Origin of the sequence: Bacillus sp. TH13, assembly GCF_016651175.1 — a bacterium.
Taxonomy (GTDB): domain Bacteria; phylum Bacillota; class Bacilli; order Bacillales; family Bacillaceae_G; genus Bacillus_A; species Bacillus_A thuringiensis_S.
Window position 1 is genome coordinate 4027274 of record NZ_JAEKEJ010000025.1, and the last position, 20253, is coordinate 4047526.

Here is a 20253-nt window from a genome sequence, read left to right on the forward strand (position 1 = left end):
GATAGATATGGAGAATATTCCTTTTTTACGTGCTTCAACTGTACCTGTAATTGAGTATTTGGACGAATTGAAGGAAATTGATACATCTCACATATATACGAATTATGGACCTATAAATCAACGTTTTGAGGAAACAATTATGTCGGCATTTTTTCAAAACAGGGGAGCTGTTACAACAGTAGCAAATGCAACGTTAGGGTTAATGGCGGCTATTCAACTAAAGAAAAGAAGAAAGGGAAAGTATGCTCTTATGCCTAGTTTTACATTCCCTGCGACTGTCTTAGCGGCTATTTGGTGTGGATTGGAACCTTATTTTATTGATATTTCAATCGATGATTGGTATATGGATAAAACCGTACTTTTGGATAAGATAGAAGAATTAAAAGAAGAGGTTGCGATTGTTGTCCCGTACGCAACTTTTGGATCATGGATGGACTTAGAAGAATATGAAGAATTAGAGAAAATCGGGGTTCCGGTTGTCGTAGATGCGGCACCGGGATTTGGATTAATGAATAGTGGTATGCATTACGGTCAGGATTTTAGTGGAATGATCGTATATAGCTTTCATGCAACAAAGCCTTTCGGAATTGGTGAAGGAGGGCTCATATATAGTAAAAACGAAGAAGATATACAACGTATTAAAAGAATGGGGAATTTCGGATTTGATAAAAATCGTGAATGCACGATGATGGGGTTTAATTGTAAAATGTCTGAATACGCAGCAGCTATTGGGATAGCGACTATAAAAAGATGGGATCAAAAATTAAAAGAACGCACCCGTATTTCTGAATGGTATAAACAGTTATTGCAAAGTACTGGGTTAATGAAAAAAGGGTGGGAAGTCCAAAAGACAGAAGCGGTTATTCATCAATTTATGCCTATCATTTGTCCAGAAGAAGTTCACAACATACAAGTAATAGAAGAACTGAAAAAACAGAAAATAGAAGCTAGATTATACTTTTCACCATCTTGCCACCAACAAGTTCTTTTTAGAAAATATAAGTCTACAGATTTAACAAAAACGAATAAAATAGCAAAACGAATTGTAAGTTTACCTTTATGGGAAGGAATGACGAAAGAACTAGTAGAGCAAATTGTAATCTGTTTAGAGCAGAAGGTGGTGTTGGTAGATGAATAGTTTTTATAGTCAAGAAGAACTAAAGAAAATTGGATTTTTATCTGTTGGGAAAAATGTATTGGTTAGTAAAAAAGCAAGTATATATAATCCGGGTGCTATATCAGTTGGCAATAATGTAAGAATTGATGACTTTTGCATTTTAAGTGGCAAAATCACAATTGGAAGTTATTCGCACATCTCGGCGTATACAGCGTTATATGGAGGGGAAATTGGGATTGAAATGCATGACTTTGCAAACATTTCAGCTAAAACAATCGTATATGCAGTACTTGATGATTTCAGTGGAAATACATTAATGGGGCCAACCGTCCCGAATCAATATAGGAATGTGAAAGTAGGAAAAGTTATTTTTAAAAAACATGTGATTATTGGTGCTAATTCTATTATTTTTCCAAATGTAACTGTAGGAGAAGGTACGGCAGTCGGCGCGATGAGTATGGTAAAAGAGAGTTTAGATGATTGGTATATTTACGCTGGAGTTCCCGTAAGGAAAGTAAAACCTCGTCAAAAAAAGATGCTAGAGTTGGAAATTGATTTTTTAAAAAGCATTCATTCTTAATAAAAAAGAATGAATGCTTTTTATTTTTATCCCGCTATTTGCCGATAAAGAGTCGACTTGTGAGGGCTAATTAAAGTTTCACTTTATGATAGAGCAGAGTGTATCTTAACTTATTATGTTTTAAATTTTGCTGACCAAGGCAATACTGAGCCATAGTGAATGTAAAGTTGGAGGGCGAGCGTATATGTTTGATGAGGATGGGATTGTTTTAATTATGGAACCAGCTGATGAAAGAAACTTGAGGAGATTTATTTTTTCAGTGCCAAAGTCAGTGTATGAAAAGAAGGGGCTTACATTACACTATGGAACAGCTATAGGACAAGGGTATATGGATATAATTGAAGATATTATAAGCGTACATATAGAAATAGATGTTGTAACGATAATAGGGCATGTAAGAGGGTAAATAGCTATTTGAAAAAGGTTATAAACAATTTAGCTAGAAGTTATGTATAGAGAAAATTACAGACAATTATAAGGACGAAGGGGGTCTAAAATGAAAACAAAATCAATTGTATTAGTATTTATAGTTTCAATTGGTTTAATGGGATGTTCAATAGTGGAAGAAGGAAAGAACTCCATAGATTATGCTCAAAAGGCGACAGACTATGTAAATGAAATAAGTGCATTTGCAAATGATGCACCAGCATTAGCAGAAAAGGCCGTTAATGATAGCGAGGCTCGAAAAGAATTAGAAACGAAGCTTAGTGAAATTAAACAAGATATACCCGCATTCAATGAATTAACGCCACCTGATGTAGCAAAGGATCTTCATCAACAAATCGTCGGATATAACGAAAAGTTAAATACGTTAATTGATACGGCGAAGACAAAGATAGAAGAAGGCAAAGTGGATGTAGAGCAATTTAAAAACTCTGAGCTTATGCAGACGGTAGATCAAGTTCGAGATTTGAAAGATAAGGTGCAAAATTTAGGTCAATAGTAAAAAGCTCCGTTTGTGATAAACGGAGCTTTTTACTATTGGATACAATAAACGATTACACCAACGATAATAATCATGTTACCGATGAGTTTACGTTTCGTTATTTTTTCCCCTAGGAAATACCAACCGAAAATTAATATGATGATATAACTTAAGGATTCTAATGCTGATGCTTGTTTTAATTCCATGCCCTTCATGGCAATTACATTTAATCCAGCGTTAAGTACAAATAAAGAGTAGCCGATAATAACATAAGGATTCATATATTCTTTTATTCTAGAATCGTATTGTTGTAAAGTAGCTTTTTTTAATAATATTTGTGAGTAATTAGCTAAAATTATCCCGGAAATAAATAATAACATATAACTATTCATCTTTTGTCACCACCACAATTCCGATGATAATAATAGCTGCACCAAGTAAATGATTCCACTGAATCGTATCTCCAAATAGAAATACTGACCAAAGCATTGACCATAGTATAATAATCCCGCGATGTGAATATGCTTTTGAAATTTCGAAATGTTTAATTACTTGTTGCCATAAAATTGCATATCCGAATAAAAGTACAACTAGTCCGAAATAAGCAATAAAAAATGAGATTGAAGCAATTGGAAATTGAGCTGCCCATTTCATGTAAACCATAATGATAGAATATATCAAAAAAGCTACATGTAAAAATACATAATTTTTAATAGTTGGTTTCATTTATTCACTCTCTTTTGCATATAAATATATATTTATACCTAATTTTTCTAATGATAGATATTGGAACGTATTTTGTTTAATCTTTCACATTCCAAAGTATATAGTATCATGGCTTTTATCGTAAAACAATAGAAGCCATGCATTCATTTTTTCCAAGGTTCTACAATATGTATCGTTTTATTTGTTGCATCCAACTCTACTTGAACACCGATAGGTATAGTAATCATTGGATGTGTATGACAACAATCGAAGTCAGCTAGAAAAGGAATTCTTTGATTTTGAAGCACTTCTAACAGTATTTCAAAAGGTTTTCGATTGGTACCACAATCATCAAATTGCTCGTGTTTTCCAAGAATGATACCTGAAATTTTATCGAATACACCGTTAATTTTAAGTAATGAAAAGCTTCTTTCAATAGTAGCTGCATCTTTTGAACTGTCCTCAATAAAGAGAATGTCGCCTTCTTGAATATGTGGCATATAGGGGCTACCAAAAATTCCTTGTATCGTGTTTAAATTCCCGCCAATAATACGCCCAGTAGCTTTTCCATCAATTACTGAAATCCAATTGTTTGGACGAAATTCTTTCTCCTTCGTCTTTTCTTCCCAATTAATAAATTCATCTGACCAAAATAACGGTTGTTTTATATGATAAGGAAGAGATTGATCATGTAGTAAAGTTTCAGCAAAATATTTGTATGTGCAATCAACAAAAGGTTCAAATTCGCCAAAGGAAGGGACGAGAGCTGGTCCATAAAATGTAGGGATTCCTGTTTTGGCGTAAATTCCTAGTAATAAAGCAGTTGCATCTGAATACCCAATCATTATTTTAGGGTTCTTTAGAAAAGCATCATAATCAATATAAGGTAATAGTGAATTTGAATTCATCCCACCAATTGTTGACATAATACAAGAAATATTAGGATTTCTTATCAAGGCATTTAGTTCCTCAGCGCGCTCTTGTATACTACCAGAACGATAAAAATCATATCGACCTGTTAATGAACCTTCTAATATATGAAACCCTTTCTGTTGTAAGTAAGATTTTGCTCGTTCAAATCTTTTTGGAGAATTGTAGGTTATTGGTGAAGAAGGGGAGTAGATCCCAATTGTGTCGCTGTATTTTAATGATTTTGGAAGTAGCATTTGTATGAATCCCTTCTATTAAATAGTTTATTTACGAACTTTGTCATTGAATATTCTTATATTTCAGCATTTTAAGTTTAACATAAACAAATTGAAATAATAATTGCTGTATATGAATAAATATACTTTTTGCCTTGACTCTATAAAGGAATTGTTGTTAAGGTTAAATGTGAGTGTATAAAAGGTTTGCTAAAGGAGTTTTGAAATGAATCGGTTAAAATGGGGAAGGATGACTGTCCTATTAGTCATTGTTTTAGGGATATGTTGGTTCTTATTCCAAGGTACTCAAAAGAGTGCCACAAATGTAGAGGGACAACCCCTGCAAGTGGCAGAATTACCTAAAGCAGGATTTACTGAAAAAGCAGTCCCGCCAAAGTATATTCCACCAAAAATTGATGCAAAAGCAGCTATGATTATCGATGCGAGTGATGGAGATATTATTTATCAATATAATGAAAATGAAGCTTTTGCACCAGCTAGTATGTCTAAGATGATGACGGCGTATCTTCTATTAGAGAGTATACATAATGGGAAAGTTCGCTGGGAAGATCCAGTGAAAATGAGTGTGAAGGCGGCACAGACAGAGGGAGCAAGAATCCCAGTACAAGTTAATGACACATTAACTGTTAATGATTTATACCATGCATTAATGATTGAATCAGCTAATAATTCAGCTGTAGCTTTAGCAGAACATATGGCAAAAACGGAGAAAGATTTCGTTCAGCTTATGAATGCAAAAGCGAAACAGTTAAAAATGTCGGAACATGCTAAATTTGCAAATGCTTCTGGATTACAAGAGCCGGATGGAAGTGAAACAAAAATGACGGCTGCTGATGTAGCACAATTGGCGTACCATCTTATAAAAGATTATCCGGAAATATTAGAAGTGACTCACTTACGTCAAAGTCAGTTAGCATTTAATAATATTAATGTTATAAGCACAAACGACATGTTAAACAAAAATAATAAAAGTTCATATATAGAAGGAATGGACGGATTAAAAACAGGATTTACAGATAGCGCAGGATACTGTTTTACTGGGACTGCAAAGCAAGGTGATAATCGAATTATTACAGTGGTCATGGGGACATCAAGTAAAACAAAACGTTTTACAGAGACGAATAAGTTAATGTCGTATGCATTTGGATTAGTTAATTAAGTAAGTAAAATACCAATCTAGATCGCTACATAAGTAAGGCTGTTTGTTGTTACTAATTTTAGATAACAACAAACAGTCTTTTTTATTTTCATTTTAAAAAGGAAAAAGAGTCTAAATACAAGTGTTATCATTTGAGTTTATCCCGCAAAAGCCCCGCTGATTAAAGTTTCACTTTATTTGTTGCTGTGATATTATAAAGTTATGAACTTATTAATAATAAGTTTGAGGGGCGTAATATGATATATACATATGAAATAGCCTCAATTGAAAATTGGAGGGAATTATGATGGCAAAAGATTTTTACTCAGCAATTGAAGACAGAAGATCTATTTATGCAATTAGTAAAGAGCAAGTAGTTTCTGATGAGAAAATTCAAGAAGTGATTTATCATGCTGTAAAACATACACCTTCAGCTTTTAATTCTCAAAGTGCTCGTGTTGTTGTTTTATTAGGAGAACAACATGATAAATTATGGGATATTACGAAAGAAACGTTAAGAAAAATTGTACCTGAAAATAACTTTGCACCTACTGAAGAAAAAATGAATGCATTTAAAAGTGGTTATGGAACGGTTTTATATTTTGAAGACAGTGAAGTAGTGGAAGGCCTTCAAGCAAACTTTGCATTATATAAAGATAATTTTCCAACTTGGTCTCAGCAATCATCAGGAATGTTACAATTTGCAATTTGGACAGCTTTAGAAATTGAAGGGTTTGGTGCTACGTTACAGCATTACAATCCGCTAATTGATGAAGAAGTGAGAAAAGAGTGGGATGTTCCAGGGAATTGGAAACTCACTGCGCAAATGCCATTTGGTAAACCGGTAGTACATGCTGGTGAAAAAGAATTCCAACCGTTAGAAAACCGTGTGAAAATTTATAAATAATTTGATAAAAGGTGAACAGGAATATAACCTGTTCACCTTTTTTTATAAGTAATAAGGGTTTTTTTGTCCTTCATTTTTTATCTGATTTTTCAATTCATCTTTACGTGTTTCAACAGCTTGATACTTTTTGTAATGTTATCATTGAAACGAATTGAATAAAAGCATAGTACAGCTCTATATTTTTTTGTATAGGATCATCTATTATATGTCTCGCAAATATGCCTCCTCTTTTTATTAGGATATGTATATAATACTATGGTTATCCTATAAATTCTATAATCAGAAAAAGAGAACAATTGGTATAGTGTGTGTTTTCTTTAAAGGAGAAATGGTTTTTATAAAATAAATCTTACAATTCGTCAAATTATTTCAAAATTGTAGATAGTATAGAAAATTAGTTTTCTAAAAATATTATACTATTGATAAATAGAGTGATTTTTGTCATGATGAAAGTATACTTCATGTAAGGAGCTTTATAAGGAAATACATAATGTAGTTTGTATTAGGTTAATAGAATTTTTTGTAATAGATAGAAAAGGGATATTTTATATTAAAATATTAAATGAAATGTCGAATTTTCATGCGATATATAAGAAATTTGAAAAAACCATTGCAAAAACACTATATTTAATGATAAAGTTCACATGAAGTTCACACGGATTTCACTTTGTTCATTTAAAATGAACTCTGTGTGAAAAATAAAACTCTTGCTAAAAAATGGAACTGGATGAATATTTTACTTTGATAATATTGTAAAGTATTAAAGTTTTAAGTTTTTTTAAGAGGATAGTAGGGAAAGGAAGTAAAGACAACTTATGAAAAAAGTAATTGCAGGTTTAGCAGCAGCTTCTGTAGCTGGCGTTGCAGTTCCAGGAATGGATTCTGCTCATGCACAAGTTTCAAATGAAGCGCTAAAAGAAATTAATGGACAAACTCAAACTCAAACGACTGTAACTGAAACAAAAACTGTAGAAACAACTTCTGAATTAAAATACACAGTAACTGCTGATGTATTAAATGTTCGTTCAGGTGCTGGTACAGGACATAACGTTATTTCTAAAGTAAAATCAGGCCAAGTGCTACAAGTAGTTGGACAAGAAAATGGTTGGTTCAAAGTAAACGTAAATGGTCAAACAGGTTATGTAAGTGGTGACTTCGTAACGACTGGTGGCAAAACAGGAACGACTGTTCAACAAGGAACAGGCACTTACACAGTAAACGTTTCTTCACTTAACGTACGTACAGGCCCAAGTACATCTCATACAGTATTAGGTTCTGTAAATAAAGGTAAAACAGTACAAGTTGTAGGTGAAGTACAAGATTGGTTTAAAATCAACTTCAATGGTGGAACTGGATACGTAAGCAAAGACTTCGTAACAAAAGGTGGTTCCGCTGTATCTAACGAAACACAACAACCAACTACAAACAACAATACTACAACAGTTCAAACTGGTGGTTCTTATGTTGTTAACACTGGTGCTTTAAAAGTACGTACAGGCCCAGCTACATACAACGCTGTAATCGGTGGAGTAACAAATGGTAAAGTACTAAACGTTACTGGTGCTGAAAATGGTTGGTACAAAATTAACCATAACGGCCGCACAGGTTACGTAAGTGCAGACTTCGTTAAGTTTGTAAAAGGCGGAGTAAATAACGTTACAAATAACAATAACAATAACGTTACAAATAACGTTCAACAACCAGGTAAAGACGTACAAAAACCAACAACAGGTGGAGATACATCTTCAATCGCTGGATTCGCTAGATCTTTAAATGGTTCACCATACAGAACTGCTGGTACAACACCTGCTGGTTTTGACTGCAGTGGATTCATTCACTACGTATTAAATCAAACTGGTCATAAAGGCGCTCGTCAAACAGTTGCTGGATACTGGAGCTCTAAAACAAAAACTAGCAATCCACAACCAGGTGATTTAGTATACTTCCAAAATACTTATAAATCAGGTCCTTCTCACATGGGTGTTTACTTAGGAAACGGTCAGTTCATTAGTGCAGAAACAGATGCAACTGGTGTACGTATTAGTTCTGTAAGTAACTCTTACTGGAGCAAGCACCTATTAGGTTACACAAAAGCATACTAAGAAAGTAGTTTTATATACTTTTCGTATAGAGAAAAGGCTTTCCAAGGAAACTTGGGAAGCCTTTTTATAGTTGAATGAATTGAAAGTTTAGTAGTTTTTATTTTAAATTTCCATTTAAAAATCGATCATATAAGTCATGGAAATAGTTAGGACGAAATAAGTTAGCTGCATGTCCTGCTAAAGGTATTTCCTTATATAGAACGTTAGGCAAAATAGATTTCAAATCAAATAGACAAGATTTATAGAGATGATCATGCTCTCCCATTACCCATAGTATAGGGTGAGGAAGTGATTTTAATTTAGATTTTAAATCGAATTCTAACCGATGTCGTAATGACTGGGCAATTATGGATGAATGTAATTGTAATCCGAAACGGTAGTAAATATTTCTTGAAATGACTGCGAACGGATTTGCTTTTAGTATACCACTTGGAAAAATAGTATTTGCGTATTGAGAGAGCCATTTAGAGTATTCATCTCCTCGCTTCTCCCAAAAATTTTGGAATACGTTATATAAGCGAGAAGGGTTATTGTAATGTCCTCCAATATGACAAATACTTAATACTTTTTCTGGATGCATTTGTGCAAAAATTGTAGAGATGTAACAGCCGTAACTTAGCGCACAAATATGAGCTTTTTTAATACCTTCTTGTTCATATAAGTTTAATAATTGATCTACGAGGCGCTGTAATGAAAAGTCGATTGCTTCTCCTTTATCATCACCGTGACCTAATAGGTCATAAGTTATAATGTTGTAGGAGGCAGAAAATCGTTTTTGTTCCTTTTTGAAGGCACGACGATTGCCAACTAATCCATGAATAAAAATAATTGTTTCCTTTTCAGAATGTATATTTGTTTGCAAAAAGGATACTCCTTTCACTAACTGGAGATTTATATCGTGTTGTAAATTATTTATCTATAATTTACATAGAATAATATTAAGTACCAGGTAATAATATCAGATATTTATATCTGTTGTAAAGATGAGTTTTTATGTATATTTTGTAAAAATAGAAAAAGTGTGTTTACATTCAGTTTACATTTGTATCGTATTCTAATTTTAGAAAGAACAGTTTTGTTTAACACGAGGAGATGAACAGGAATGGAAGTTAGAAATGAAATGAAGAAAAAGGGAGTTGGAGGCAGTTTTTACGCCTTATTCAAGATACAAATCCTCCGAAAGGAATTTTAGTTTTTGCATTATTAATGAGTTTGCTTTCTACGGGAGCGAGTTTATTTATTCCCATGCTAACAAAAGGATTAGTAGATAATTTTTCGCTTTCTTCAATTAGTACAGGACAAATTGTTGGGTTAGTTGCTTTCTTTGTAATGCAAACTATTGCGGCAGGGTTATCTATATATTTACTAAATTACATCGGTCAGAAGATTGTAGCGGGACTAAGAGAACGTTTGTGGAAAAAGGTACTTATTTTGCCGGTATCTTATTACGATCAAAATAGAACAGGTGATACGATTAGCCGTATGACGAATGATACAGGTGTTGTGAAAACGTTAATTTCTGAGCATTTGTCAAACTTATTAACAGGTGGTATTTCAATTGTTGGATCGTTAATTGTATTATTTGTTTTAGATTGGAAAATGACTGCGTTACTTTTAACGGTTATTCCGTTGTCTGTATTAATTTTAGTTCCACTGGGGCGAAAAATGTATAAGATTTCAAAAGCACTTCAAGATGAAACAGCATCTTTTACAAGTGTGTTAACGCAAGTGTTATCAGAAATTCGTTTAGTGAAATCTTCAAATACAGAAAAAAGAGAATATGAAACGGGTAATACAGGTATACAAAAGTTATTACAATTTGGTTTGAAAGAAGGAAAAGTGCAAGCATTAATTTCGCCAGTTATGTCGTTTGTTTTAATGGCACTACTTGTTATTATCGTAGGGTATGGCGGGATGCGAGTTTCTAGCGGTGCATTAACAACTGGTGAACTTGTAGCGTTTATTTTGTATTTAGTTCAAATTATAATGCCGATGAGTCAATTATCTATGTTCTTTACACAATTCCAAAAGGCAATTGGTGCAACGGAAAGAATTAGTATGATTTTAGAATATGAAGTAGAAGATCATGAAACTGGTGTGAAAGTGACAAATGCTAAGCAGCCGATCGTTCTTGAAAATGTACATTTTGAGTATAACGAAGAAGAGCAAGTTTTGAAAAATATTGATTTCACAATTGAATCTGGAAAAGTGACAGCGATTGTAGGACCAAGTGGTAGTGGGAAAACAACGTTATTCTCATTACTGGAACGTTTTTATGAGCCAACTAGTGGTGCTATTAAATTAGGAAAAGAATCAATTACGAGTTATTCATTACAGTCATGGCGACGTCAAATCGGTTACGTATCACAAGATAGTCCGTTAATCGATGGAACGATTCGTGATAATATTTGTTACGGTGTTGAGGGCGAAGTAACGGATGAAGAAATTGAAAAAGTAGCATCAATGGCATATGTTGATGCATTTATTCATGACTTACCAAACGGTTATGCAACAGAAGTTGGAGAACGCGGTGTGAAGCTTTCTGGGGGACAAAGACAGCGAATTGCCATTGCCCGAGCGTTACTTCGAAATCCGCAAATTCTTATGCTAGATGAGGCGACTTCAAGCTTAGATAGTAAATCTGAGTCTGTCGTTCAAAAAGCGTTAAATAACTTAATGAAAGGCAGAACAACGTTAGTGATTGCGCATAGACTTTCTACTGTTGTAGATGCAGATAAAATTGTCTTTATTGAAAAAGGGAATCTTACAGGTAGTGGTACGCATGATGAATTATTACAGACGCATGATATGTATCGTGAGTTTGCAACGCAACAATTGAAAATTAAAGAGGGTGCATTATAAAATATATTAGATGCTAAGTAGAAAGGAAATGGTTCCTTTGATACCTAAAATTTTAATAGTAGACGACGATCCACACATTAGAGAACTCGTTTCTGTATTTTTAGAACGAGAAGGTTTTCAAACATATGAGGCAATAGATGGAGTAGATGCACTTCAGAAAATGGATGACGTAAAAGTCGATATGGTTATTCTTGATATCATGATGCCAAATATGGATGGATTTGATGTATGTTTTGAATTAAGAAAATACTATGATATCCCGGTTCTGATGCTAACTGCCAAAGGGGAAACATCACAAAAAGTAAAAGGATTTCACCTTGGGACAGATGATTATCTTGTAAAGCCATTTGACCCTATAGAACTAGTAGTGAGAGTAAAGGCATTATTGAAACGTTACCAAATTACAGTTTCACAATCGATTCAAGTTGGAAATGTATTATTAAATCGTAAAACATTCGAAGTTATATCTGGAGAACAAACGGTTACGTTACCGTTAAAAGAATTTGAGCTGCTCTTTACTTTAGGGTCTAAATCGGGAAGAACTTGTTCGAGAGAGCAATTAATTGAAGAAATATGGGGATATGATTTTGAAGGGAATGAACGTACACTAGACGTTCATATTAATCGGTTACGTGAGAAGTTTCAAGAAGAGCAGTCGAAATTTAGTATTAAAACAATAAGAGGATTAGGGTATCGCTTAGAGGTAAGTAAATGAGAAAAAGAAAACGGATGAGTAAGTTGAAGATGCTGAAAGTATTTGGAGCGGTATTAGCGCTCTTTTCTTTTCTTACTATCATTTGGTCTATCGCATTTTATGTAGCAACTAGTATATTGAATGCTTTTGACGTAAACGTATCGCCGTTTGTTGCCTTTCTAATTAGTGATATGGTCGGTTTTGTATTTATTATTCTTATTTGGACATTAATTGGAATATTAATGAGGCCAAAACGAGAGGCAATGATTTGGACTATTATTGAACCAATACAAAAAATTGCAAAAGGAGATTTCTCCGTAAAAATACGAAATGAAGAAAAGTATGATGGAGAAATTGGCGTGCTCGTAAAAAGTATAAATGATATGACAGATGAACTGAATACGATGGAGAAAATGAGACAAGAATTTGTATCGAATGTTTCTCATGAAATACAGTCACCATTAACTTCTATAAAAGGATTTGCTAGAGCACTACAAGACGATAATCTTTCTGAGGAAAAAAGAAAGCATTATCTTACCATTATTGAAACTGAAACAACGAGATTATCTAAACTAAGTCAAAACTTATTGAAGTTAACTCTTTTAGAATCAGAAGAGTATATACCAGAAAGAGTGAGTTATCGATTAGATCAGCAGTTAAAGCAAATTGTGTTAAATAGTGAACCACTCTGGGCTGAAAAAGAAATTGAGTTAGAACTAGATTTAGAAAAAGTACATGTTATTGCTGACCAAGAAAGTATGAGTCAAGTGTGGATTAATTTAATTCATAATAGTATTAAATTTACTCCAAGCGGTGGTACGATTATTATTCAGTTAAAGGAACATGAAACAGTAGTGGAAGTGCGTATCCGTGATTCAGGAATTGGTATATCTGAAGAACAGAAACAACATATTTTTGAGCGTTTTTATAAAGCGGATTCTTCACGAAATCGTGCCTATGGAGGAAGTGGCTTAGGTTTAGCTATTGTAAAAAAAGTACTCGATCTTCATCATGGGGAAATAAAAGTTGAGAGTGAGGAAGGAAAAGGTACTGAATTTATTGTGCGTATGCCGAATCATGAAGAGAAATAGTGTTAGAAGGAGAGCCTTCTAACACTATTTCTCTTTAAAAATGCATTTACCGTTACTGCAATTATATTGATAAGCTTTTCCTTCGCTATTCATACGATATGAGTAATCGGATTCTTTATCTTTCTTAAAGTCAACGTATGCTTCCGCACCGTTTTTATCGCCATCTATATCAATGAATTGAACGTGTCGTATAGAATAATCTTTCTTTTCTCTAAAACCTCTTCCTTGCAAGTTTGTATGAATACCATCTACTAACTGGTCAAACAACGACCAGTTTAAATTAAGATGTTCAAATGACTCAGTGTGTCTTCCTAAAATACCGTTGTCTTGTATTATTTTTTTATTATCATCGTATGTATAAGAGTATGTAAAATATGGTTCGTCTTTATATACTACTGTTGCATAATAGCCAATATTATAAAGGGGAGTATATTTTCCGGTTATGTTTTGTATTTCTTCTTGCTTATAACCTTTTTTAATATGGAGATAATCGCTAGTATCTTTTTCTATTACTTTATAATTTAGTGGATTACCAAATATAAAGTACAGTGTAAACAATATGATAAATAGTCCAACTGCAGTTAGTAACAAGACCCATTTTTTTCTTTTCATACACATACACTCTCCTATGCTGGATTTGTTTTTATTTTACATGAATAATAATGGTAAAAACATGAAACTTATAAATAAAAACTTTCTATAGTTACCTACAAGTAACCTACGCACATGAAAGTGCATCATTGCCTTTTTACATAAACATAGATACAATTTTAATATAATACATAACTGAGATGATTAAGGAGTGTTATACTTGGCAGAATTATTACAAGGTAAAAATGCTTTAATTACAGGAGCGGGTAGAGGAATTGGTCGCGCTGTAGCAATCGCATTAGCGAAAGAAGGCGTAAATGTAGGCTTATTAGCTCGTTCAGAAGAAAACTTAAAAGCTGTAGCGAAAGAAGTAGAAGCAGAAGGTGTAAAAGCTGTTATTGCAACTGCTGATGTTTCATCATACGAAGAAGTAACAACTGCGATTGAAACGTTAAAAAATGGTTTAGGATCTATCGATATTTTAATTAATAACGCTGGTATTTCTAAATTCGGTAAGTTTTTAGAACTAGACGTTGCTGATTGGGAAAAAATCATTCAAGTAAACTTAATGGGTGTATACTATGCAACTCGTGCAGCTTTACCGAGCATGATTGAACAACAATCTGGTGATATCATTAACATTTCATCTACAGCAGGACAAAAAGGTGCACCTGTAACAAGTGCATATAGTGCTTCTAAATTTGGTGTCCTTGGCTTAACAGAATCGTTAGCGATGGAAGTTCGCAAACATAACATTCGTGTAACAGCTTTAACTCCAAGTACAGTAGCAACTGATATGGCTGTAGATTTAGGGTTAACTGATGGAAACCCAGATAAAGTAATGCAAGCAGAAGATATTGCAGAATTTATCGTAGCGCAGCTGAAATTAAATAAACGTACATTTATTAAATCTGCTGGGCTTTGGTCTACTAATCCATAGGAATTAAATTTATATTTAAAAGAAGGGATATCTATTCTGTAAGGGGTAGATGTCCCTTCTTTATTTTTTGTATTCGAGACAGAATTTTCGGTATAATTAAAAGTGAATGGAAGAAAGCATTGGGAAATTGAAAGGGGTGGTATTTACATGAGTACAATTGAGAAATGGACGGCTGTTGATCAATATGTGAGTGATGTATTAATACCGAAAGATTCTACATTAGAAAGGGTCCTTCAAGCGAATGCTGCAGCTAATTTACCGGCACATGACGTATCGCCAACGCAAGGGAAGTTTTTGCAACTATTAGTACAAATTCAAGGAGCTCGAAACATTTTGGAAATTGGCACTCTAGGCGGATATAGCACGATATGGATTGCAAGGGGCTTACCATCTGGAGGTCAAGTTGTTACATTGGAAGCAAATGAAAAACATGCAGAAATTGCACGTAGCAATATTGAACGTGCTAATTTGAATGATAAAATTGAAATACGAACAGGATTAGCGTTAGATTCTTTACAACAAATAAAAAATGAGAAGTATGAACCTTTTGATTTTATTTTCATAGATGCTGATAAACAAAATAATCCTGCTTATTTTGAATGGGCACTGAAACTATCACGCCCGGGTACTGTAATTATTGGAGATAACGTAGTACGTGAAGGAGAAGTTATTGACAATACTAGTAGCGATCCTCGTGTACAAGGAATACGCCGTTTCTATGAATTAATAGCTGCTGAGCCACGTGTTAGTGCCACAGCGCTTCAAACTGTAGGAAGTAAGGGATACGATGGGTTTGTGATGGCAGTTGTAAAAGAGTGATGTAAGGAGGAAAAAGGGATGAAAAAGAAGTTTCAAAAACTATAACATGTATCGTGTATAACGAGATTAGCTCGTGGACCTCCAGTATACATAGCATTATATTATATATTAAAAAATTGGAGGCTTATAAGTAGATGAGAACTGAAAAAGAAATGTTAGACGTAATTATAAATACAGCAAAAGAGGATGGAAGAATTCGAGCAGTTATCATGAATGGATCGCGTGTAAATCCAAATGTGAAAAAAGATTGTTTTCAAGACTATGATATTATGTATGTTGTAAATGATATACAATCTTTTATGTCTAATCATAATTGGGTTCATAGATTTGGAGAAATAATGATAGTACAAATGCCAGAAGAAATGTCGTTAGTTCAACCAGATGAAGATGGGAAGTTTCCGTATTTAATGCAGTTCATGGATGGGAATCGGATTGATTTAACGCTAGTTCCAGTTGAGTTAATAAAAAAGTTCGTTGGACAAGATAGTTTAAGTAAACTGCTTCTTGATAAAGATAATTGTCTGGAAGAATTCCCGCCAGCAAGCGATAAGGATTACTTAATAAAAAAACCTACAGAAAAAGAGTTTTTAGATTGCTGTAATGAGTTTTGGTGGTGTAGTACAAATGTGGCAAAAGGATTATGGAGAGAGGAACTTTCTTATGTGAAAGGAATGCTTGAAGGACCAGTGCGAGATATGTTAATCATAATGCTAGAATGGCATATTGGTATGAAAACAGACTTTACAGTTAATGCAGGGAAGTTTGGAAAACATTTCGAGCAATATGTTGAAGAAGATATGTGGGAGCAATTTAAACAAACATTTTCAAATGCCGACTATGAAAATGTTTGGGAGTCATTTTTTGTCATGGGTGATTTATTTAGGGCAGTGGCGAATGAAATTGCTAAAACATATGGATATCAATATCCGCAAGGTGATGATGAAAAAGTGACGAGCTATTTAAAGCATGTGAAAGCTTTGCCGAAAGATAGTACATCGATTTATTAATATTGCATAGTGGTAAGACTGTCCTAATTATGGACAGTCTTATTTTTGTACATGAATAACGATTTCTCTAACAAAGTGCTGATGAATCACATATGAAAATTTAGGGAGGTTTTTTATCATGTATTATTTTTATTCGTCAGAAATGTTCGTTCCATTTCAATGGGGACTAGAACGAGATGTTTCGTATGCTTATATGCCATATAACTCACTTTATTATGGAGAATATATAAGCGCATTGCCATACGCATATATCCCTCAAAGCTATGAAGTACAAATGAAAGCAGATAATCGTGGATCGTGGACACCATTTTCATGGGTTGAAAAATATGCGTACGCATTTTCAGGACCGTATAATAAAGCGGAAGTAGCTCTTACATTTGATGATGGACCAGATTCAGAATTCACGCCAAAAATATTAGATAAGTTAAAACAACATAATGTAAAAGCTACTTTTTTCTTACTTGGTGAAAACGCAGAAAAATTTCCGAACGTAGTAAAGCGTATTGCAAATGAAGGGCATGTAATTGGTAATCATACGTATAGTCATCCGAATTTGGCGAAAGTAAATGAGGATGAGTACCGTAATCAAATTATAAAAACGGAAGAAATATTAAATCGTTTAGCTGGTTATGCACCGAAGTTTATACGTCCGCCATACGGTGAAATACTTGAAGATCAATTAAAATGGGCGACAGAGCAAAATTTTATGATTGTACAGTGGAGTGTTGATACGGTTGATTGGAAAGGTGTGAGTGCTGATACGATTACAAATAATGTGTTAGGGAATTCATTTCCTGGAAGTGTCATCCTCCAACATTCAACACCAGGTGGGCATTTACAAGGATCTGTAGATGCACTAGACAAAATCATTCCGCAGTTAAAAACGAAAGGGGCACATTTTGTAACACTTCCAAGTATGTTCCAGACATCAAAAGAAAGAAAGTGAATGTGTTATAAATTGGAGAAATAAGGGTTATGTCGTATAATGAAAGTGTAAGTTAGGGGGGATATAATTGATTGATGCACTAGTAAACATAGGAATAAGCATATTGATTGGTATTATTTTTATACTTGCGGCAATTATTCTTCAAAAAAATCCACCGAACGATATTAATGCGGCATATGGTTATCGTACGAAACGATCTATGAAAAATAAGGAATTATGGGATGCGGGTAACAGGTATAGTGCAGAAGTGATGAAGCAAAACGGATTCATCATGATGTTAATTGGAAGTGTTATTAGTATACTGTTTAGATATCCACATACAATAATAGCGATTATGGTGGTTATGCTGTTATTAATTATTCGTTTATTTATACAAGTAGAGAATAAATTAAAGATACTTGAACAATAATAAAAAATAGGACTCTACGCAATATTATGCTAAGAGTCCTATTTTATTTATAAACTATTATTTTTTAATAATTCTTTTCCTTTCTCTATAACAAATTCATAGTATGCAAGATCATACGGATAAATATCTTCAAATGTTATTGTAATTGGTTTATTGTTTAAAACAGAAATAGCTGTAAAAGATGAAATCTCACCATTTAATAGTTGTAGAAAAGAAGTTGCATGTACTTTCATCACATCGTCTACTTCTTCACCTGGTGCGAATGGAAGTGGATTGATGACATTGTGAAAATACATATGACAAAATTCACGATCAGTAAGATTTGAAATTTCATAATCTATTTTAAAGATTCCTTTGTATACTAAATCAGTAGTTTGAAAGGAAAGCCCCAATTCTTCTTCGATTTCACGAAGACCACCAATTTGTACATCTTCATCATGCATAATATGTCCAGCTGAAGTAATATCCCATATACATGGAGCTTCTTTTTTATTTTTAGAGCGTAATTGGAAATATAAGAATATATCTTTAGCATCTTTTTCTACAAACCAACAATGAAATGTTTCGTGCCAATCACCGTCACGATGCACTTCATCGCGTAATTTCTTCCCAAGTGTATTTCTTTCAGAATCAAATATTGTTAACCACTCTGTCATTTTAATTCCCCTTTCTGCAAATTTTATTATACAATATTCGTATTGAATTTTGGGAAAATAAAGAAAAAGGGGCGATTATAAGTGGAGATAGAGCGTATGGAAATAAAATCGATTATTTCAACAGAGGAAGAGTTACGGAAAATATTGGGGAAACCAAGTGAGCGAGCATTGAAAAAAGTTATTTCATCATTAGACCACCATTGTGTAGATTTCCTTTCTAAATCTCCTTTTCTAGTATTATCTACTGCAAATAAGTTGGGGGAGTGTGACGCCTCGCCGAGAGGAGACGCACCTGGATTTGTATACGTACTCAATAATAATAAAATTATCATTCCAGAAAGACCAGGAAATCGTCGTATAGACTCCATTTTGAATATTATTTCAAATCCACGTGTAGGACTAATCTTTTTTATTCCAGGTCTTGGGGAGACACTCAGAATAAATGGCCGAGCGTATATTACAAACGACGAAGAAATTTTGAAAGAAATGCAGGCGAATGGACGCAATCCGTTACTTGGAATTGTTGTTGAAATAGAAGAGTGTTACATTCATTGTGCAAAAGCGTTTATTCGTTCTAAGATGTGGGAATCAGAATCTTGGTTAAATAAAAAAGAGTTACCTTCAGCAGCAAAAATGTTGCTGGAGCATGCGAAAGTGAATACTTCAGAAGAAGATGTTGCACGTTCTTTAGAAGAAAGTTATACAAAAAGATTGTATTAAAAATTTTATTGATATAGTTTTGTAGAGCGGATATGTACGGGGTTTAGAATGGGGAATTTATCCCGCATTAACGGGCAGTAAGACCCCCACCTCAAAATTCAGCGAAAGCAAAGAAGTTAGGTGGGGATTAACTGCTCGTAAAAGCCCGATTGGCTCAACTAATAATCAGTGGGGATGAACAAAATCCCCACTGATTAAAGTTTCACTTTATATATGAACCGTTGATTTATTAACTGGAGAAATAACAAAATAGGTAAATTGAGTGGCAGTTGCATAATGCTATTGTAAAATATAATAAAAAAATTCTTGAAAATAGTTAGTAAAAATAGGCTTGCTTTTTCAAAAGTTGATAATTATAATAAGTTAACAAATAGACATGAACGAAAAAGTAATGATAAGGACACGAAATCATTTTTACGGTTTACAGAGAGGGAAGTCAAGGGTGTGAGCTTCCTAACACGAGAAATGATTTTACCACCTTTGAACTTCAATAGTGAACGAGTAATCTAGTAATTATTGACGGTATCAGCCGTTATCTGAACTTGAGCAATCTAGAAGGAGATACGTCTGTCTAGATTGGAACAAGGGTGGAACCACGAAAACACATTCGTCCCTTTCCTAGGGATGAGTGTGTTTTTTTACGACCTTAGAGATTGAAAATTTAAAATAATTAAAAAATATTATTGATTTTGTTTTTTATGCGAGTATAATGAGTTAACAAATAAACATGAACGAAAAAGTAACGATAAGGACAAGAAATCATTTTTACGGTTTACAGAGAGGGAAGCCAAGGGTGTGAGCTTCCTAACACGAGAAATGATTTTACCACCTTTGAACTTCAATAGTGAACGAGTAATCTAGTAATTATTGACGGTATC

At 33.7% G+C, this 20253-nt stretch carries 21 protein-coding genes, 2 pseudogenes and 2 other annotated features (1 of these 25 running past the window's edge); of the genes and pseudogenes, 16 read left to right on the forward strand and 7 right to left on the reverse strand.

Features of this window, described 5'->3' with window-relative positions; all coding sequences use genetic code 11:
• Positions 1–7: 7 nt before the first annotated feature.
• From JFU02_RS29175 to JFU02_RS29190, 4 genes are all read left to right on the forward strand, one after another.
• Entirely contained in the window at positions 8–1138 is a 1131-nt protein-coding gene (locus tag JFU02_RS29175) for a DegT/DnrJ/EryC1/StrS aminotransferase family protein (RefSeq protein WP_029442029.1), read from the forward strand.
• Positions 1131–1697 (forward strand): acyltransferase, encoded by a 567-nt coding sequence (locus tag JFU02_RS29180; RefSeq protein ID WP_029442030.1) that lies wholly within the window; start codon positions 1131–1133, stop codon positions 1695–1697. The genes JFU02_RS29175 and JFU02_RS29180 overlap by 8 nt, the downstream gene beginning before the upstream one ends.
• Positions 1698–1881: 184 nt before the next feature.
• Complete coding sequence (locus JFU02_RS29185; RefSeq protein ID WP_000459099.1) at positions 1882–2103, forward strand: hypothetical protein; 222 nt, start codon at positions 1882–1884, stop codon at positions 2101–2103.
• Between the two features lie 90 nt (positions 2104–2193).
• Positions 2194–2640, forward strand: a complete 447-nt coding sequence (locus JFU02_RS29190; protein WP_098022546.1) for a DUF6376 family protein — start codon at positions 2194–2196, stop codon at positions 2638–2640.
• Positions 2641–2675: 35 nt separating this feature from the next.
• Here JFU02_RS29190 and JFU02_RS29195 read toward each other — a convergent pair whose 3' ends face one another.
• The 3 genes from JFU02_RS29195 to JFU02_RS29205 all read right to left on the reverse strand — a co-directional run bounded on the left by JFU02_RS29195 (position 2676) and on the right by JFU02_RS29205 (position 4493).
• Entirely contained in the window at positions 2676–3014 is a 339-nt protein-coding gene (locus tag JFU02_RS29195; RefSeq protein WP_061667443.1) for an EamA family transporter, read from the reverse strand.
• The gene (locus JFU02_RS29200) at positions 3007–3348 is read right to left on the reverse strand and encodes an EamA family transporter (RefSeq protein ID WP_000805127.1); all 342 of its coding nucleotides are present in this window, start codon (positions 3346–3348) and stop codon (positions 3007–3009) included. The genes JFU02_RS29195 and JFU02_RS29200 overlap by 8 nt, the downstream gene beginning before the upstream one ends.
• A gap of 143 nt (positions 3349–3491) precedes the next feature.
• On the reverse strand, positions 3492–4493 hold the full coding sequence (locus JFU02_RS29205) for a S66 family peptidase (protein ID WP_098013438.1): 1002 nt from the start codon (positions 4491–4493) through the stop codon (positions 3492–3494).
• Positions 4494–4698: 205 nt separating this feature from the next.
• On the opposite strand from JFU02_RS29205, the gene JFU02_RS29210 reads away from it, so the two are divergent.
• Both JFU02_RS29210 and JFU02_RS29215 read left to right on the forward strand, forming a co-directional pair.
• The gene (locus tag JFU02_RS29210) at positions 4699–5652 is read left to right on the forward strand and encodes a D-alanyl-D-alanine carboxypeptidase family protein (RefSeq protein ID WP_061667445.1); all 954 of its coding nucleotides are present in this window, start codon (positions 4699–4701) and stop codon (positions 5650–5652) included.
• A 283-nt stretch (positions 5653–5935) separates the two neighbouring features.
• Entirely contained in the window at positions 5936–6538 is a 603-nt protein-coding gene (locus JFU02_RS29215) for a nitroreductase family protein (protein WP_103945424.1), read from the forward strand.
• Between the two features lie 42 nt (positions 6539–6580).
• Here the strand turns inward: JFU02_RS29215 and JFU02_RS29220 are convergent.
• Positions 6581–6758 (reverse strand): annotated as a pseudogene (locus JFU02_RS29220) (DNA mismatch repair protein MutT).
• Positions 6759–7353: 595 nt separating this feature from the next.
• Between JFU02_RS29220 and entFM the strand changes: the two are divergent.
• Positions 7354–8640 (forward strand): enterotoxin EntFM, encoded by a 1287-nt coding sequence (gene entFM, locus JFU02_RS29225; RefSeq protein ID WP_071730992.1) that lies wholly within the window; start codon positions 7354–7356, stop codon positions 8638–8640.
• 97 nt (positions 8641–8737) lie between these two features.
• On the opposite strand, the gene JFU02_RS29230 is transcribed toward entFM, so the two are convergent.
• Positions 8738–9502: an alpha/beta fold hydrolase gene (locus tag JFU02_RS29230; protein WP_001194307.1), complete on the reverse strand. Its 765-nt coding sequence runs from the start codon at positions 9500–9502 to the stop codon at positions 8738–8740.
• A gap of 240 nt (positions 9503–9742) precedes the next feature.
• Between JFU02_RS29230 and JFU02_RS29235 the strand changes: the two are divergent.
• From JFU02_RS29235 to hitS, 3 genes and pseudogenes are all read left to right on the forward strand, one after another.
• Positions 9743–11502, forward strand: a pseudogene (locus JFU02_RS29235) (ABC transporter ATP-binding protein).
• 37 nt (positions 11503–11539) lie between these two features.
• A complete protein-coding gene (gene hitR / locus JFU02_RS29240; protein ID WP_000612412.1) occupies positions 11540–12217 on the forward strand; it encodes an envelope stress response regulator transcription factor HitR in 678 nt (225 codons plus the stop codon).
• Positions 12214–13287 (forward strand): envelope stress sensor histidine kinase HitS, encoded by a 1074-nt coding sequence (hitS, locus tag JFU02_RS29245; RefSeq protein WP_001231617.1) that lies wholly within the window; start codon positions 12214–12216, stop codon positions 13285–13287. The genes hitR and hitS overlap by 4 nt, the downstream gene beginning before the upstream one ends.
• Positions 13288–13311: 24 nt before the next feature.
• On the opposite strand, the gene JFU02_RS29250 is transcribed toward hitS, so the two are convergent.
• Entirely contained in the window at positions 13312–13899 is a 588-nt protein-coding gene (locus JFU02_RS29250) for a DUF3139 domain-containing protein (protein ID WP_140337978.1), read from the reverse strand.
• Positions 13900–14098: 199 nt separating this feature from the next.
• Between JFU02_RS29250 and JFU02_RS29255 the strand changes: the two genes are divergently transcribed.
• The 5 genes from JFU02_RS29255 (at position 14099) to JFU02_RS29275 (ending at position 17999) form a co-directional block, all read left to right on the forward strand.
• A complete protein-coding gene (locus JFU02_RS29255) occupies positions 14099–14818 on the forward strand; it encodes a 3-ketoacyl-ACP reductase (protein ID WP_000818985.1) in 720 nt (239 codons plus the stop codon).
• A gap of 147 nt (positions 14819–14965) precedes the next feature.
• Positions 14966–15637, forward strand: a complete 672-nt coding sequence (locus JFU02_RS29260) for an O-methyltransferase (protein ID WP_098285419.1) — start codon at positions 14966–14968, stop codon at positions 15635–15637.
• 134 nt (positions 15638–15771) lie between these two features.
• The gene (locus JFU02_RS29265) at positions 15772–16644 is read left to right on the forward strand and encodes an aminoglycoside 6-adenylyltransferase (RefSeq protein WP_086407339.1); all 873 of its coding nucleotides are present in this window, start codon (positions 15772–15774) and stop codon (positions 16642–16644) included.
• 118 nt (positions 16645–16762) lie between these two features.
• Positions 16763–17590, forward strand: a complete 828-nt coding sequence (locus tag JFU02_RS29270; RefSeq protein WP_061667448.1) for a peptidoglycan-N-acetylglucosamine deacetylase — start codon at positions 16763–16765, stop codon at positions 17588–17590.
• 67 nt (positions 17591–17657) lie between these two features.
• Positions 17658–17999, forward strand: coding sequence for an SdpI family protein (locus tag JFU02_RS29275; protein WP_086407340.1), 342 nt, complete (start codon positions 17658–17660; stop codon positions 17997–17999).
• Between the two features lie 47 nt (positions 18000–18046).
• On the opposite strand, the gene JFU02_RS29280 is transcribed toward JFU02_RS29275, so the two are convergent.
• Entirely contained in the window at positions 18047–18655 is a 609-nt protein-coding gene (locus JFU02_RS29280) for an NUDIX hydrolase (RefSeq protein ID WP_000141377.1), read from the reverse strand.
• A gap of 81 nt (positions 18656–18736) precedes the next feature.
• Between JFU02_RS29280 and JFU02_RS29285 the strand changes: the two genes are divergently transcribed.
• The gene (locus JFU02_RS29285; RefSeq protein ID WP_000402133.1) at positions 18737–19375 is read left to right on the forward strand and encodes a pyridoxamine 5'-phosphate oxidase family protein; all 639 of its coding nucleotides are present in this window, start codon (positions 18737–18739) and stop codon (positions 19373–19375) included.
• Between the two features lie 382 nt (positions 19376–19757).
• Positions 19758–19993 (forward strand) — a binding site (T-box leader).
• Between the two features lie 115 nt (positions 19994–20108).
• Positions 20109–20253 (forward strand) — a binding site (T-box leader) (it continues 91 nt past the right edge of the window).

Excerpts from the sequence above, each read along its gene's own strand:
- JFU02_RS29175 (WP_029442029.1), top strand. The coding sequence starts at position 8 with ATGGAGAATATTCCTTTTTTACGTGCTTCAACTGTACCTGTAATTGAG.
- JFU02_RS29280 (WP_000141377.1), bottom strand. The coding sequence starts at position 18,655 with ATGACAGAGTGGTTAACAATATTTGATTCTGAAAGAAATACACTTGGG.
- JFU02_RS29205 (WP_098013438.1), bottom strand. The coding sequence starts at position 4,493 with ATGCTACTTCCAAAATCATTAAAATACAGCGACACAATTGGGATCTAC.
- JFU02_RS29265 (WP_086407339.1), top strand. The coding sequence starts at position 15,772 with ATGAGAACTGAAAAAGAAATGTTAGACGTAATTATAAATACAGCAAAA.
- hitS (WP_001231617.1), top strand. The coding sequence starts at position 12,214 with ATGAGAAAAAGAAAACGGATGAGTAAGTTGAAGATGCTGAAAGTATTT.
- JFU02_RS29185 (WP_000459099.1), top strand. The coding sequence starts at position 1,882 with ATGTTTGATGAGGATGGGATTGTTTTAATTATGGAACCAGCTGATGAA.
- JFU02_RS29250 (WP_140337978.1), bottom strand. The coding sequence starts at position 13,899 with ATGAAAAGAAAAAAATGGGTCTTGTTACTAACTGCAGTTGGACTATTT.
- JFU02_RS29215 (WP_103945424.1), top strand. The coding sequence starts at position 5,936 with ATGATGGCAAAAGATTTTTACTCAGCAATTGAAGACAGAAGATCTATT.
- JFU02_RS29200 (WP_000805127.1), bottom strand. The coding sequence starts at position 3,348 with ATGAAACCAACTATTAAAAATTATGTATTTTTACATGTAGCTTTTTTG.
- JFU02_RS29195 (WP_061667443.1), bottom strand. The coding sequence starts at position 3,014 with ATGAATAGTTATATGTTATTATTTATTTCCGGGATAATTTTAGCTAAT.
- JFU02_RS29180 (WP_029442030.1), top strand. The coding sequence starts at position 1,131 with ATGAATAGTTTTTATAGTCAAGAAGAACTAAAGAAAATTGGATTTTTA.
- JFU02_RS29190 (WP_098022546.1), top strand. The coding sequence starts at position 2,194 with ATGAAAACAAAATCAATTGTATTAGTATTTATAGTTTCAATTGGTTTA.
- JFU02_RS29260 (WP_098285419.1), top strand. The coding sequence starts at position 14,966 with ATGAGTACAATTGAGAAATGGACGGCTGTTGATCAATATGTGAGTGAT.
- JFU02_RS29270 (WP_061667448.1), top strand. The coding sequence starts at position 16,763 with ATGTATTATTTTTATTCGTCAGAAATGTTCGTTCCATTTCAATGGGGA.
- JFU02_RS29210 (WP_061667445.1), top strand. The coding sequence starts at position 4,699 with ATGAATCGGTTAAAATGGGGAAGGATGACTGTCCTATTAGTCATTGTT.
- entFM (WP_071730992.1), top strand. The coding sequence starts at position 7,354 with ATGAAAAAAGTAATTGCAGGTTTAGCAGCAGCTTCTGTAGCTGGCGTT.